At 61.9% G+C, this 13,350-nt stretch carries 9 protein-coding genes and 1 pseudogene; 3 read left to right on the top strand and 7 right to left on the bottom strand.

What is annotated here, in order from left to right:
* Window positions 1-1,045, top strand: a pseudogene (locus PDO_RS15110) (bifunctional [glutamine synthetase] adenylyltransferase/[glutamine synthetase]-adenylyl-L-tyrosine phosphorylase); the annotation flags it as partial.
* 65 nt (window positions 1,046-1,110) lie between these two features.
* Here PDO_RS15110 and PDO_RS15115 read toward each other — a convergent pair.
* The 3 genes from PDO_RS15115 to PDO_RS29270 form a co-directional block, all read right to left on the bottom strand.
* The gene (locus PDO_RS15115; protein WP_007603507.1) at window positions 1,111-3,462 is read right to left on the bottom strand and encodes a PAS domain-containing sensor histidine kinase; all 2,352 of its coding nucleotides are present in this window, start codon (window positions 3,460-3,462) and stop codon (window positions 1,111-1,113) included.
* 352 nt (window positions 3,463-3,814) lie between these two features.
* Window positions 3,815-6,463 carry an aminopeptidase N gene (pepN, locus tag PDO_RS15120; protein WP_007603509.1) on the bottom strand — a complete coding sequence of 883 codons (2,649 nt, stop codon included), beginning with the start codon at window positions 6,461-6,463 and terminating at the stop codon, window positions 3,815-3,817.
* A 246-nt stretch (window positions 6,464-6,709) separates the two neighbouring features.
* Window positions 6,710-7,819 carry a methyl-accepting chemotaxis protein gene (locus tag PDO_RS29270; protein WP_007603510.1) on the bottom strand — a complete coding sequence of 370 codons (1,110 nt, stop codon included), beginning with the start codon at window positions 7,817-7,819 and terminating at the stop codon, window positions 6,710-6,712.
* Window positions 7,820-8,129: 310 nt separating this feature from the next.
* Between PDO_RS29270 and PDO_RS15130 the strand changes: the two genes are divergently transcribed.
* Complete coding sequence (locus PDO_RS15130; RefSeq protein WP_007603511.1) at window positions 8,130-9,068, top strand: DMT family transporter; 939 nt, start codon at window positions 8,130-8,132, stop codon at window positions 9,066-9,068.
* 12 nt (window positions 9,069-9,080) lie between these two features.
* On the opposite strand, the gene PDO_RS15135 is transcribed toward PDO_RS15130, so the two are convergent.
* Window positions 9,081-10,331: an MFS transporter gene (locus PDO_RS15135; protein WP_007603512.1), complete on the bottom strand. Its 1,251-nt coding sequence runs from the start codon at window positions 10,329-10,331 to the stop codon at window positions 9,081-9,083.
* A 375-nt stretch (window positions 10,332-10,706) separates the two neighbouring features.
* Here PDO_RS15135 and PDO_RS15140 point away from each other — a divergent pair, with 375 nt between their 5' ends.
* Window positions 10,707-11,603 carry a hypothetical protein gene (locus tag PDO_RS15140; RefSeq protein WP_007603513.1) on the top strand — a complete coding sequence of 299 codons (897 nt, stop codon included), beginning with the start codon at window positions 10,707-10,709 and terminating at the stop codon, window positions 11,601-11,603.
* Window positions 11,604-11,699: 96 nt separating this feature from the next.
* Here PDO_RS15140 and PDO_RS28395 read toward each other — a convergent pair whose 3' ends face one another.
* From PDO_RS28395 to PDO_RS15150, 3 genes are all read right to left on the bottom strand, one after another.
* Window positions 11,700-11,858 (bottom strand): hypothetical protein, encoded by a 159-nt coding sequence (locus tag PDO_RS28395; protein ID WP_007603514.1) that lies wholly within the window; start codon window positions 11,856-11,858, stop codon window positions 11,700-11,702.
* A 247-nt stretch (window positions 11,859-12,105) separates the two neighbouring features.
* Complete coding sequence (locus PDO_RS15145) at window positions 12,106-12,297, bottom strand: hypothetical protein (protein WP_007603515.1); 192 nt, start codon at window positions 12,295-12,297, stop codon at window positions 12,106-12,108.
* A gap of 143 nt (window positions 12,298-12,440) precedes the next feature.
* Entirely contained in the window at window positions 12,441-13,322 is an 882-nt protein-coding gene (locus tag PDO_RS15150; protein ID WP_007603517.1) for a uracil-DNA glycosylase, read from the bottom strand.
* Window positions 13,323-13,350: the final 28 nt, after the last annotated feature.

The raw sequence follows: 13,350 nt of genomic DNA on the forward strand, positions 1-13,350 counted from the left end.
CGACCGGCTGCGCATCTTTGCCGCCGAACAGCGCTTCCTGATCGGCATTCGCCTGCTCACCGGCTCGATCGCCGGCAGCCAGGCCGGCCGCGCCTTTACCGACCTTGCCGGGCTGGTGATCGATGAAGCGCTACGGGCGGTGATTGCCGAGATGGAACTGGCCCATGGACGCCTGCAGGGCGGGCGCGTGACGCTGGCCGGAATGGGCAAGCTCGGCTCCTATGAACTGACGGCGGGCTCCGATGTCGATCTGATCCTGCTTTATGAGCATGATGACGACGCGCATGAATCCGACGGACCAAAGCCGCTCGATCCCGTGCGCTATTACACCCGCCTGACCCAGCGGATGATCGCGGCACTGTCGGCACCGACGGCCGAGGGCGTGCTTTATGAGGTCGACATGCGGCTCAGGCCGTCCGGCAACAAGGGGCCGGTGGCCACACGGCTCCGCGCCTTTGCCAAATATCAGCGCGAGGAAGCCTGGACCTGGGAGCACATGGCGCTGTCGCGCATGCGGCTTCTGTGCGGCGATGCGTCGCTGATTGCCGAAGCCGAGGCGATCGTCGCCGAGATCATGGCGCTGAACCGCGATGAGGCCAAGACCGCCAAGGACGTCGCCGAGATGCGGGCGCTGATCGACAAGGAAAAGCCGCCGCGCGATATCTGGGACCTGAAGCTGATTGCCGGTGGCCTGATCGATATCGAATTCATTGCCCAGCATCTGGCGCTGGTTGCGGCAGTCCGCGGCACGCCGGTGCGCACCAATGGTCTTTCGACAGCGGAGGCGTTGAAGGCGCTGGCCTCGCTGATGGATCCGAACGATCTCGACATCTGCCAGCAGGCCTTGAAGCTCTACACGGATGTGTCGCAGGTGATCCGGTTGTGCATCGAAGGGCCGTTCGAGCCTGCCAAGGTACCAGCCGGCCTGACCGATCTGGTTGCCCGGGCCGGCGAAAGCCCGGATCTGAAACTGCTGGAGGCGGAGATCAAGCGGCTGTCCAAGGCGGTGCGCAAGGTCTTCAGCAGGGTTGTGCAGCGTAGCTGAGGCCATGACTGAAGCAAGCGGCCGGTGGAGTGTTCCGTTGTCGGCCGTCCTGCCGGCATGGGTGGTCAGGCCCGGCGGCGCATCGGCATGACGATCATGTCCGGGATACGCAGCGACACCACGGTGCCCTGACCTTCGCGGGAGCGGATCCGGAGCGATCCGCCATGCAGCGACACCAGCGAGCGCGAGATGGCAAGCCCGAGGCCGGAGCCGCCCTTCGACTTGGCATACTGGCTCTGCACCTGTTCGAACGGGCTGCCGATCTTGCTCAGGGCGTTTTTCGGGATGCCGATGCCGGTGTCGACGATCGATACGATCACCGCACCTTTGACCTTGTGGGCCCGCAACGAAATCTTGCCGCCGTCATTGGTGAATTTGACTGCATTCGACAGGATGTTGAGCAGGATCTGCTTCATCGCGCGACGGTCTGCGACGACCGACAGGCCATCATCGACACGCTGCGACACGGTGATGTTCTTTTCCAGCGCCGGGATGGCGGTGAGGCGCATGCTCTCTTCGATCAGCGGTCCGAGATCGATCGTCTCGCAACGGATCTTCATCTGCCCGGCCTCGATCTTCGACATGTCGAGAATGTCGTTGATGACGTTCAGCAGATGTTTGCCGCTTTCGTGGATGTCCTTGGCATATTCCTCGTATTTCGCCGAGCCGACCGGGCCGAACATGCCGGCGAGCAGGATTTCCGAGAAGCCGAGAATGGCGTTGAGCGGCGTGCGCAACTCGTGGCTCATATTGGCGAGGAATTCCGACTTGGCCTTGTTTGCCGCTTCCGCACGCTGCTTTTCGGCGAGATATTTCTCGTTGGCATCCGACAGTTCGGTCTTTTGCCGCTCTAGGATCTTCTGCGAGGACGACAGGTCGCCGATGGTCGCCATCAGGCGACGCTCCTGATCGCGCAACCGCTCCTGGTGGCGCTTGAGCAGGGTGATGTCGGTTCCGACCGAGACCAGACCGCCGTCACGGGTGCGCCGTTCGTTGATCTGCAGCCAGCGCTCGTCGGCAAGCTGCACTTCGGTGGTGCGCGAGGTGGTGCCGAGATCCGGATCGGCGATGCGGCGCTGGATGATCGGCCGCGAGGCCGAGCCGAGCACGCTGGCGCGTTCCGTGCCGGGCACGAGAATGCTGTCGGGCAGGCCATAGACCTTCTGGAAATGCGCATTGCACATCACCAGGCGATCATTCTTGTCCCAGAGCACGAAGGCTTCCGAAGTGCATTCGATCGCGTCGGCAAGGCGTTGGTCGGCTTCTGCATAGCGCTGGGCCAGACGGTGTTGTTCGGTGACGTCCATGGCGATGCCGATGACATGCAGGCAGCCGGTATTGGAGCAGATGATCTGGGCGCGGGCGCGCAGCCAGACATAATGGCCCTGGGCATGGCGCATGCGAAAGACCTGGTCGATCTGGCGCGAGCTTCCGCGGCCGACCGAACGCGCCAGCGCATAGAGATTGCCGTCGGCCGGATGCATCAGGCGGGCCGCATCGGCAAAGGCCAATGGCTGGTTCGACGGGGCAAGGCCGAGCATTTCATACATCGAACGCGACCAGATCAGCTTGCGGCTCGACAGGTCGAAATCCCAGAGCCCGCAACGGCCGCGCGACAGGGCGGCCTCGACCCGCATGTTGGATTCGAGGAAGATGTCGTCGGCCTCGCGGGCCCGCCTAACCTGATGGAAATAGGCGTAGAGCACGACCAGCAGTGTCAGCGAGATACCGGCAAACAGCGTCACATTGAGCGACAGTTCGCGGCGCCAGAACTCGTTCACAGATTGCAGCGAATGGGCGGTGAGGATCAGCGCGCCATCGGTGCCGACAGGGGTCACGACGGCATAGTGGGGCTCGCCGTTGACATTGGTCTCGATCGCGCCGGAGCGATCGCCGAAGCGACGGATGGTCGTGACTTCCGGAAGCAGGCTGGCGAGCATGAAGCCAACCTGACCGGACGCGCCAGGCGACGCGCCGAACACGCGGCCGGCCGGATCGACCAACAGCACGAAGGCCCCGTCGGACAGGTGTTCCGGCGACAGGTAGGAAAACAGCGCCTGTTCGGCGCCCTCACGATTGCGGGTGGCAAACATCTCCGGATGGGTAGAGAGCGCGGCCTGCGCGGTGGCCGAGATCAGCGATGTGGATTGCCGGATCGATGCTTCCATCCGGCCATGCTCGGACAGGATGCCGACGAAGCGCGCCAGCGCGACGACGGACAGGAAAGCGATGATCAGGATCGGTATGGATCGCCGCAACAGGGTCTCGACGGGACGCGACGGCCCGCTGCCATCCTCCCGCAGGGACGGCGAAGACCGGAACAGCCGCCGGCCGAACTCTTCGAACACTGCCGCAACACCCGAAAATTTGATGCGCAACCGATCATCGGCTGCGGAAACCCGCCGCGCGTTCAACATCGCCCCTGCCTCTATCCCTCGTGTGATTCGCTGCGCCGCTCGCCCGAACCAAGCCCAAGGAATCATGCCCGATTCGGCTTGTCCAGACCGGGAGGGTAAAGAAAATCTTAAGCCGTTCTTCCGAATCCGCTTTTTCTGCAGCGGTGTTTGGCAATAACGGGTCAGGATTGAATTTTAGCGCCTCTGCAGCTTCTCGCTGTGCTCCGACGCAGGCGTAAATCGAGCGCATCGGGCCTCGTTTTCACCCATGCGGCAGGGCTCCGGCGCCGGGTTCTGACACGTCCAAACGAACATGGCGCGGGACCTGCCCGCGCCATGTTCGTTTGTTCGGCCTGTTTGTTTGTAAAGGCGATCAGCCCTTCAGGATACGCTCGACGATATCGCTGACATCGGTCGACAGAGCTCCGGCACTTTCGATGGACTGCAGGGCCGAACGGGCATGCTCCGCCCGGACCGGTTCCAGCAGGCGCCAGGAGCGCAAGGCTGTCAGAAGACGGGCGGCCAGCTGCGGGTTGCGCGGGTCGATGTCGAGGATCTGCTCGGCGAAGAACTGATAGGCCTTGCCGTCGGCGCGGTTGAAACCGGTCGTGTTGGAGAAGGCAAAAGAGCCGATCAGCGAGCGGACGCGGTTCGGATTGCTGGCGATGAAGTGCGGATTCTTCATCAGGTCCTGCACGCGCTCGAGCGCTGCGGCACCCGGAATGGTGGCCTGGATCGAGAACCACTTGTCCAGCACCAGCGCATTACTGGCGAAACGCTGCTCAAAACTCGCCAGGGCAGCCTTGCTCTCGGCGGCATCGGGGAAGCGATGGGCAAGCACGGTCAGCGCCTGCGACAGGTCGGTCATGTTGTCGGCCTTGGCAAAGGCTTCGGCGGCCAGGGCAGGGCTGTTTTCCGCCTGCGTCAGGAATGCGAGGGCTGCGTTCTTCAGGGCCCGGCGGCCGGCACCTGCGGCATCGGGGGTAAAGGCGCCGGTGGCCGAATGGGCCGCGTATAGCGTGCGGAAGATCTCGACGCCGGACTGGGCAATCGCCGCCAATACGGCCTGACGGCCGGCATGGATGGCGTCCGGATCGTTGTTGCTGCCGAGTTCGCGGGCGATGTCGGCTTCGCTTGGCAGAGCGAGCGCCTGGGCGCGGAAGGCCGGCTCGAGGCTTTCGTCGGCAGCGATCGCCAGAAGGGCGTCGGTCAATGCCGCATCGGCGAGCACTTCGCCACCGCTGCGCGCTGCATTGGCCGCTGCCGTCAGGATCGGCAAGGCGAGGTCGGTGATGGCCTGCCAGCGGGCGAAGAGGTCGCTGTCATGGCGGGCGATATGGGACAGATCATCCTTGCTCTGGTCGAAATGCAGCGTGACCGGGGCCGAGAAGCCGCGGTTGAGCGACACGACCGGGCGCGCGCCGATGCCGGAGAAGGTGAAGGTCTGGCTGCGTTCGGTCAGATGCAGCACGTCGCCCGACACTTCGCCGCCGGCAATCGCGGTTGCCGTTGCCTCGGCGCCGTTTTCGGTCAGAAGCGAGAAGCGCAGCGGTATGTGCATCGGTTCCTTGGCCGTCTGGCCCGGCGTTGCCGCGACCATCTGCTCAAGCGACAGCGACAGGGTCTTGGCAGCGGCATCGAAGCTCGAGGACACGGTGATCTGCGGTGTGCCGGCCTGGTGATACCAGAGCGAGAACTGGGTGAGATCGCGGCCGCTGGCCTCCTCGAAGCACTTGACGAAATCCTCGACCGTTGCGGCATCGCCGTCATGACGTTCGAAATAGAGATCCATACCCTTCTTGAAATCGTCGCGGCCGAGAATGGTCGCGATCATCCGGGTCACTTCCGAACCCTTTTCATAGACGGTCGTGGTGTAGAAGTTATTGATCTCGCGGAAAGTGGTCGGGCGGACCGGATGGGCCAGCGGACCTGCGTCTTCCGGGAACTGCTCCGAACGCAGGTGACGCACTTCGGCGATGCGCTTGACCGAGCGCGAGCGCTGATCGGCCGAGAACTCGTGGTCGCGGTAGACGGTCAGGCCTTCTTTCAGGCACAGCTGGAACCAGTCGCGGCAGGTGATGCGGTTGCCGGTCCAGTTGTGGAAATATTCGTGGGCGATGATCGCCTCGATATTGGCATAGTCCTGATCTGTCGCGGTTTCCGGATCGGCCAGAACATATTTGTCGTTGAAGATGTTGAGGCCCTTGTTCTCCATGGCGCCCATGTTGAAGTCGGAGACGGCAACGATCATGAAGATGTCGAGGTCGTATTCGCGGCCGAAAACCTCTTCGTCCCATTTCATCGAGCGCTTCAGCGCGTCCATGGCATAGGCGGCACGCGCCTCCTTGCCATGCTCGACATAGATCTTCAGCGTCACTTCACGCTCGGACATGGTCACGAACGTGTCTTCGACCACGCCGAGATCGCCGGCAACCAGTGCGAACAGATAGCTCGGTTTCGGATGCGGATCGAACCATGCGGCGAAATGTTTGTCCGGGCCGAAGCCGGCACCGCCGAGGAAGTTGCCGTTCGACAAGAGCAGCGGATTGGCCGCCTTGTCGGCGATGATGTTGACCGTGTAGACGGCGAGCACATCCGGGCGATCGGGGAAATAGGTAATGCGGCGGAAACCTTCGGCTTCGCACTGCGTGCAATAAATGCCGTTCGACCGATAGAGGCCCATCAGCTGGGTATTGGCCTCCGGATTGATCATCGTGGTGACGGTGATCTCGAAGGGTGTTTCGGCCGGAAGGCCGTTGATCGTCAGGCTCTCAGGCGTCGCAGTATAGCGGTCTTTCGCCATTTCAACCTGGTCGAACAGCAGGCTGGTCATGTTGAGGTCGTCGCCGTCAAGCACCAGCGGTGCCGAGGCGTCGACGCCTTCGCGCCGATGGAAGATCAACCGGGCTTCCACCTTGGTATCTGTAGGGTCCAGTTCGAAGGTCAGATCAACCCGTTCCAGAACGAAGTCAGTGGGGCGGTAGTCTGCCAGATGAACGATCCGGCCCGTGTCTGTGCGCATGTTTTGTCCTGGTCGCTTCGAGGCTAGGCCGGAACAAGGCAAGGTTTTCCCTCGCCTCTCCAGGCCAAATCGAGGGCGATGATTGCATCAATTTCTGAACGATTATTAAAACACGATACAATTTAATGCGCGAAAGACCGATAAAGGTCGAACTCCGCGAGGCAAATCGGCACAGTCGGGTAGAATAGCGACCCGTCTGTCTCCGGATGACCTTCGCAAAGATGCGTATTTGTCGGTGCCGGAGCGTTACTTCAGCGACAATTGCCGGCAGATCGCGTCATCGCTGTCGGATTGCTGGATGATAACGCCATACCAGCCGAGGCCGTCGTAATCCTCGTAACCAAGGGTCCGGGCGAAGGCGACGATCGCGCCGTTGTTGTCATAGTAACTGCCACGCATGGCGCGCTGCGGATTGTGCAGAGCAAAATGCGTATAGGCGCGCTGCGGCCGGCTCGAGGCGATCACCATATTATTGCCGTCGAGCAGCAGGACTTCCGTCTTTTCGGCTATCTGCGGCGGCAGGTTGGCTTCCTTCTCGACGATGGCCGTGCCTTGGCCCTGCCAGTCGAAATAGACGCCGAGCGTGCCGACCAGCGCGCCATCGCTGCGACCGCCTTCGCGGATGCCGGTGGCATAGACGAGCACGTCGCGATCGTCATGCAGGGCGCTGCGCCTGACTTCGTCGACGACATAATCGTCACCGCTTTTACATTCGCGCGCCGCCTTGAACCAGGCTTCGGTGGCAAGATTGCAATCCTTCGTCTTGCGCTGGTGTTTCGGGTTGGCCGAAGCGACGACCCGTCCCTTGGCATCGGTCATGACAAGATCGAGATAGACGGTATAGAAGCGGTTGATCACTCCGAGCCTCTCGGCGGCATGGGAAAAGGCGTCCGCCGAAGGCTGCGCAAGCGCGCCCCAGAGCGCCGAATCCGTTGCCCACCAGCGCACATCCGCGGTGCGCTCGAACAGGTTGCGGACGATGAACTGCACCAGCGTCTGGGCCAGATCGATGAGCCGCGCGCCTTCCATTTCCTCGACCAGCGCATCGGCCATCGACCGGCCGAGACCGATCCGGGTCAGCACGTTTTCCTGAAAGCGGTCGGCAATGTCGGCAGCGCCCTGCGCCAGCCGCTGCACTTCATTGGCAACGACGGCAAAGCCCTTACCGCTTTCGCCGGCCCGCGCTGCCTCGATCAGCGCGTTGATCGCCAGAAGCCTGATCTGCCGCACGACATGGGTATTATCGGCGCTGAACTGTTCCAGATCCGATCCGATGCTCTCGGTGATCAGCCGCATCGAACGGGGCGTGGCGAGTTCTGGTGAGAAGGAGGCTGATTTGGCCGCTGTCTGTGTCATGGCAACATCCGGGGTGAAAAAGGAACCGTTTCAAAAATCAATGTCATGCGAACCGCAAAGCGGCGGCCAAACTTGCTACTGATAGGAAAGATAATTAATTGAGATTAAAATATCAGTTAAAGAAGTCAGGCGAGAAAACCCCGACTTCACGCCATTTTTGGGTTTAATCTGGTTAATTTGCGGGCTTGTCTGTCGGCCAGTGAAGTGCAAGGTTGGTTGCAGCGATTCATTCGGTGACATTCGTAGTCACGGAGCTTTCCGGTCGCAGTTCTCCATCGCCCTGTTCAGCATCGATACGTTAGTCAATCGCATGGCATTTGCCGACCCTGATCCGCTTCGCGGCATTGTCCTGAAAATCTGTTCCGTCACCGTATTCGTCGGCATGCAGACCTGCATCAAGCTTGCCGGTGCCGGCATTCCGGCAGGCCAGATCAGCTTCCACCGCTCCGCCTTCGCCATCCTGCCGATCATGCTCTATCTCGGCTGGCGGGGCGAATTGCGCCAGGCGCTGCAGACCGAAAACCCGTTCGGCCACGTCAAGCGCGCGCTTCTCGGCGTATTTGCCATGGGCGCCGGATTCTACGGCCTCGTGCATCTGCCGCTGCCGGATTCGATCGCCATCGGCTACGCCATGCCGCTGATTGCCGTTGTGTTCGCCGCGGTCTTTCTCGGCGAAACGGTCCGGCTTTACCGCTGGACGGCGGTCGTGGTCGGCATGATCGGGGTGCTGATCATCTCATTGCCGAAGCTGAGCCTGTTTGGTGACGGCAACATGGGATCGGAACAGGCTTACGGCGCGATCGCGGTTCTGGTGGCCGCCACGCTCGGCGCTGCCGCCATGCTGCAGGTCCGCCAGCTTGTGCGGGTGGAAAAGACATCGACGATCGTGCTGTTCTTTTCGGTCATTGCCGCGCTGCTATCGGCCTGCACCTGGTTTTTCGGCTGGGTCGAGCTGTCCTGGACCGCGCTCGGCCTCCTGGCGATTGCCGGCTTCTGTGGCGGCCTGGGACAGATCCTGCTGACCGAGAGCTATCGCTTCGCCGATGTCTCGACGATCGCCCCGTTCGAATACTGTTCGATCATCATGGGCTCGGTGATCGCCTATATCCTGTTTGACGATGTCCCGACGTCGACCACGCTGATCGGGGCGGCGATCGTGGTCGGCGCCGGGATCTTCATCATCTTCCGCGAGCACCAGCTCGGCCTTGAGCGCCGCGCGGCACGCAAGGCCTCGACCCCGCAGGGCTGATCTGCCTGCCTGTCAGCGCGGCCGCTCGTCCGGGTCCGGCGTGTTTGGCGAGCCGGTGACGTCGGTGCCCTGCATCGGCAGGGCGACGGCGAGGAAGTCGGTCTTGTCGGCCTGGTTGCCGCTGTCGGGCCGGCGCGAAATACGCCAGCCGGCATAGCTCGCATAAAGTGCAAACGCCGTCGCGAGGAACCAGATCAGTGCACCCGGGCCAAGCCATTGCATCAACGAGCCCGCCATCACGGGTCCGGTGACGGTGCCGAGACCGTAGAGGATCATGATGGCGCTCGACAGCGTGACATATTCATCCGGCTCGGCCAGGTCATTGGCATGGGCGACGTTCAGCGAATAGACCGGATAGAGAACGGTGCCGATGAAGAAGCCGGCGATATAGACCGCGATAGCATTGTCGGCGTCGAACATCGTCATCATCAGGCAGGCCAGGACGCCGAAGACACCGGCCCCGATCATCACCAGTCGACGATCGATCCGGTCCGACAGGCGGCCGATCGGCACCTGCGATATCGCGCCGCCGGCGAGAAGGGCGGCGAGCAGCGTCGCGCCTTCCGTCGTGTTCATGCCGATATTCTGCGAGTAGACGCCGCCCAGGCTGCCCCAGGTGCCGGACAGCGCGCCGGACAGCAGCGAACCGAAGAAGGCCAGCGGCGAGCGGCGATAGAGCCGCTTCAGATCGAACTTGGCCTCGGCGATCGGCGTCGGCGACTGGGCCGTCGACAGGGCCACCGGAAACAGCGCCAGCGAGAAGATCAGCGCGCAGACCATGAACAGTTCCGGTCCATCGGGGTTACCGAGCGGCACGATGTACTGGCCACCGATCGAGCCGACGAGGCAGGTGACCATGTAGACTGAAAACAGGGCGCCGCGATTGGCATTGTTGACCCGTTCGTTCAGCCAGCTTTCGATCAGGAGATAGGCGCCGGCGATGGCGAAACCGGACAGGCCGCGGAAGATCATCCAGGCCCACCATTCGACAACCAGCGCGCAGAGCAGGATGGACACGGTGAGCAGGGTGATCAGCGCGCCGAACACCCGCACATGCCCGACGCGGCGCACGAAGATCGGCGTGACGACGCACGAGACCGTGAAACCGAACGTATAGCCGGTGGCGATGACGGAAATGGTGAAGGTGGACCAGCCCTCGCTGATCGAGCGGATCGGCAGCATGAACCCCATCAGCCCGAACCCCGCCATCATCAGCAGAGTCGAGAACATCAGGGTGGCGATCGAGGCGAGGCTGTTGATCAATTGGGTACCTATCCAGCGTGGGAAAACGGACTCTGCCAATATTCGGTCTTGCGTGAACTGTCGATTGCGACGTGTAGCGGCGCAAAGCTTCTACGTCGTTTCACGTATTGTCATGACGGCGCGGCAATAATTGATTGAAAAGCCGACACGAATTCATTTACGGTAATATAAATTCCCGGGCGGTGAACGTGACGTGCGGGGAATTCTTTAACGCCACAGGGGTTCCATGCGTTTTGAACAAACTCCAATGCTGCGGCGCGCTGTTCCTTGTCGAGCCGCGACCGATGCATTGTGCCGATATGGTTCACGTATGGACTGGCTGGACCGGAGCCATGGCGAGCGGATCCGTGAAGCATCGGCTGCTGGAGATTGCCGATGGCTTTGAAGGTTGAAGACGTGACGGGCCATCCCGGCTTTATCGAGGCATTGCAGGGATTTGCCGCCACGCTTCGAGCGCAGTTCGATGAAAGCCCGCGCCTGTCACGCATGCTGGCGTCGCATCAGCGGTGGCTCTTGAGCCAGGCTGCCTTTGCCCTGCAGCTCGAATACGATGCCAATCAGCCTGGCAGCGGCCTGACCACCACCAATCTGCGCGAGATCATCACCTCCAGCAATGCGGCGAGCCGCAATACCGTACTCAATTTCCTCGACCAGTTGCTCAGCTATCGCTTCTTGCGCATCGCCGGCGAAAGCAATCGTCGTCCACGCCGCTATGAGGCAACCGAAATTTCCCATGCGGCGATGTATCGCTGGGTTCTGGCCAATCTGTCTGTCCTCGATCGCCTTGACGGCGCAGGGCGCGTGGCGCGGCTGATCGAAGAACCCGCGCTGATGCACAAGATACAGCCGCAGATCGCCAGGCGGGCCTGCCTTGATCCGCGCTGGCTCGAGCCGCCGCCGCGTGTGGCGCTGTTTTTATGGACCGAAGCCGGCGGCCTGGTGATGGACGATCTGATCCGCCGGGCGATCCATCTAGCGCCGGGTGCCGACGGTTACGACATCGGTCGCATAGACGCCCGGGTGATGGCTGAGCAGTTCATGATCTCGAGAACGCACCTCCAGCGCCTGGTGCGCCGCGCCGTCGAGACCGGTTGCCTCGCCTGGTCGGACAAAGCCAACAGCCGCTATCTGCTGAAAGCTGATTTTCTGGCGGAATATTGCGGCTGGCAGGCGGTGAAATTTTCGATCGTCGATCACGCCTACGAGATGATCTGCGGACCGGCCCGTCTGGAAAACCCGGAACCGCATCTGGCGGCGGTCTGCGAGGCATGAGCCTGCGAGCACAGGTTTACCACAATGCCTGAAAGGCCGGGCGATTTCGCCGCGGGCCTCATCCTGTGTCTGGCTGCGTTTAAGCTACCGGATCAATCAGAAAGCCAGCGGCTGAACCGCCGGACGTTCGCCGCGTGACAGAGATGCCTGACGCTGGCGGGCGGCGTGGGAATATTCGGCCGAGGCGTTGACGGCGTGGCCGATCTGATGGACGACCTGACGCAGGCTGCGGACGGGATGGAAGGATAGGGTCATGACTGGTCCTCTGCTGTGAATGCATGTCAGCTTCAAGGGCCATATTAGTTCATAGATGAACCGTTTGTGCAATGCACAAATCAACGACCCTGCTATGCGCCTTGCGCAAGAAAGCCCGCATAGAGCGCACATGCGCGTGCGCTGAAATCGAGAGAAGAGCACAAGCAAGGTGATCGAATGCCATGCGGCATGATCTTCGCGTCAGACCTGATGCGCGATGTAACGATTGATTGCAGCGCCGATGGGCTCAGGCGCGGAAATCGGCAAACACGGTTGCCGGGCGGGCGATGCGGCCGTTGCGATCGGAGAACCGGGCGCTGAGCTGCTCACAGGCGGCAAGCGCCGCGCCGCGGTGATAGGGATTGCTTGTCCGAGCATATTCACCGGCGAGACGCACGGTTTCAAACTTGCAATGGATAGGGCGTGTGCGAAGGCTCACGATGAAATTCCTTGTTAAGCACGTCCTCCCTTTCAAGCATCAGATATCGCAGTGCAGCATAGATTCGGCAAGATCGCCAAGCGCGTTGCTGCATTGCGTTGAACGCATGGCTGATTTCATATTTCTTTAATAATGGCGCTTTTTTAATCAGCGTCGCCGGTATTCATCCGTGCGGAAAACGCCAAAAGATCCTGCCAGGCCAATGCCTTGCTGGCCGGCGCGGTCAACAGCTCCTGCGGATGCAGTGTTGCCATGGATTGAACCGCATGGCCGCCGGCACCAAGCGAGCGCCACTGGCCGCGCAGCGCATGGATCGTGCCGCTCTCGCCAAAAAAGAATCGCGCGGCGAAATTTCCAAGCACCAAAACCTGTTTCGGCGCGGCGAGTGCAATCTGCCGTTCGATGAAAGGCCGGCAGATCGCGCATTCCGGAACGGACGGCATGCGGTCGCCGGGCGGGCGCCACGGGATGATCGTGGAGATCGTCACGGTCTCGCGGGTCTGGCCGATGGCGGCGAGCATTCGGTCGAGCATCAGGCCCGCACGGCCGGAAAAGGCCTGCCCCTCGCGATCGTCATCGGCGTTGGGCATCGGTCCGATCAGCATGATCCCGGATGCGGACCCGCCGCTTGCCGTGATGGTCGAGCGGGCGCTGGTCTTGAGATTGCAGCTGGCAAAGCTTTCGATCGCCGTCTTCAGTTCGGCCAGCGAGCGCGCGCTTTCAGCCGCAAAGCGGGCTTCCGCCACGGCGTTTTCGTCGGGAATGGCGGGCAGGGCGGACGACAGAGACGGGGCCGGCCGCGCCGCCTGGCGTTCATTCGCGGATGTTCCGCGCTGTGCCTGCGCAGCGGAGGCCGCTTGCGGCTCGGGTGCCGCCCGCACGGTCTGCCGTGCCGCCTTCTCTGCGGTAAAGGCGGCAATCCTGTCGATCGGCGCGTCTTCGACCAGCCACTCGACCCCCGCTTCCGCATGAAAATGCAAAAGCGCGGCCAGTTCGGCATGCGTCATGTCACGGGCTTGGATCATGGCTTTGTTCTAGCCTTGCCCGCCGTCC

Origin of the sequence: Rhizobium sp. PDO1-076, from assembly GCF_000247475.1 — a bacterium.
Lineage (GTDB): Bacteria > Pseudomonadota > Alphaproteobacteria > Rhizobiales > Rhizobiaceae > Allorhizobium.

Excerpts from the sequence above, each read along its gene's own strand:
- PDO_RS28395 (WP_007603514.1), bottom strand. The coding sequence starts at position 11,858 with ATGACCCTATCCTTCCATCCCGTCCGCAGCCTGCGTCAGGTCGTCCAT.
- PDO_RS29270 (WP_007603510.1), bottom strand. The coding sequence starts at position 7,819 with ATGACACAGACAGCGGCCAAATCAGCCTCCTTCTCACCAGAACTCGCC.
- PDO_RS15130 (WP_007603511.1), top strand. The coding sequence starts at position 8,130 with ATGGCATTTGCCGACCCTGATCCGCTTCGCGGCATTGTCCTGAAAATC.
- PDO_RS15150 (WP_007603517.1), bottom strand. The coding sequence starts at position 13,322 with ATGATCCAAGCCCGTGACATGACGCATGCCGAACTGGCCGCGCTTTTG.
- pepN (WP_007603509.1), bottom strand. The coding sequence starts at position 6,463 with ATGCGCACAGACACGGGCCGGATCGTTCATCTGGCAGACTACCGCCCC.
- PDO_RS15140 (WP_007603513.1), top strand. The coding sequence starts at position 10,707 with ATGGCTTTGAAGGTTGAAGACGTGACGGGCCATCCCGGCTTTATCGAG.
- PDO_RS15115 (WP_007603507.1), bottom strand. The coding sequence starts at position 3,462 with ATGTTGAACGCGCGGCGGGTTTCCGCAGCCGATGATCGGTTGCGCATC.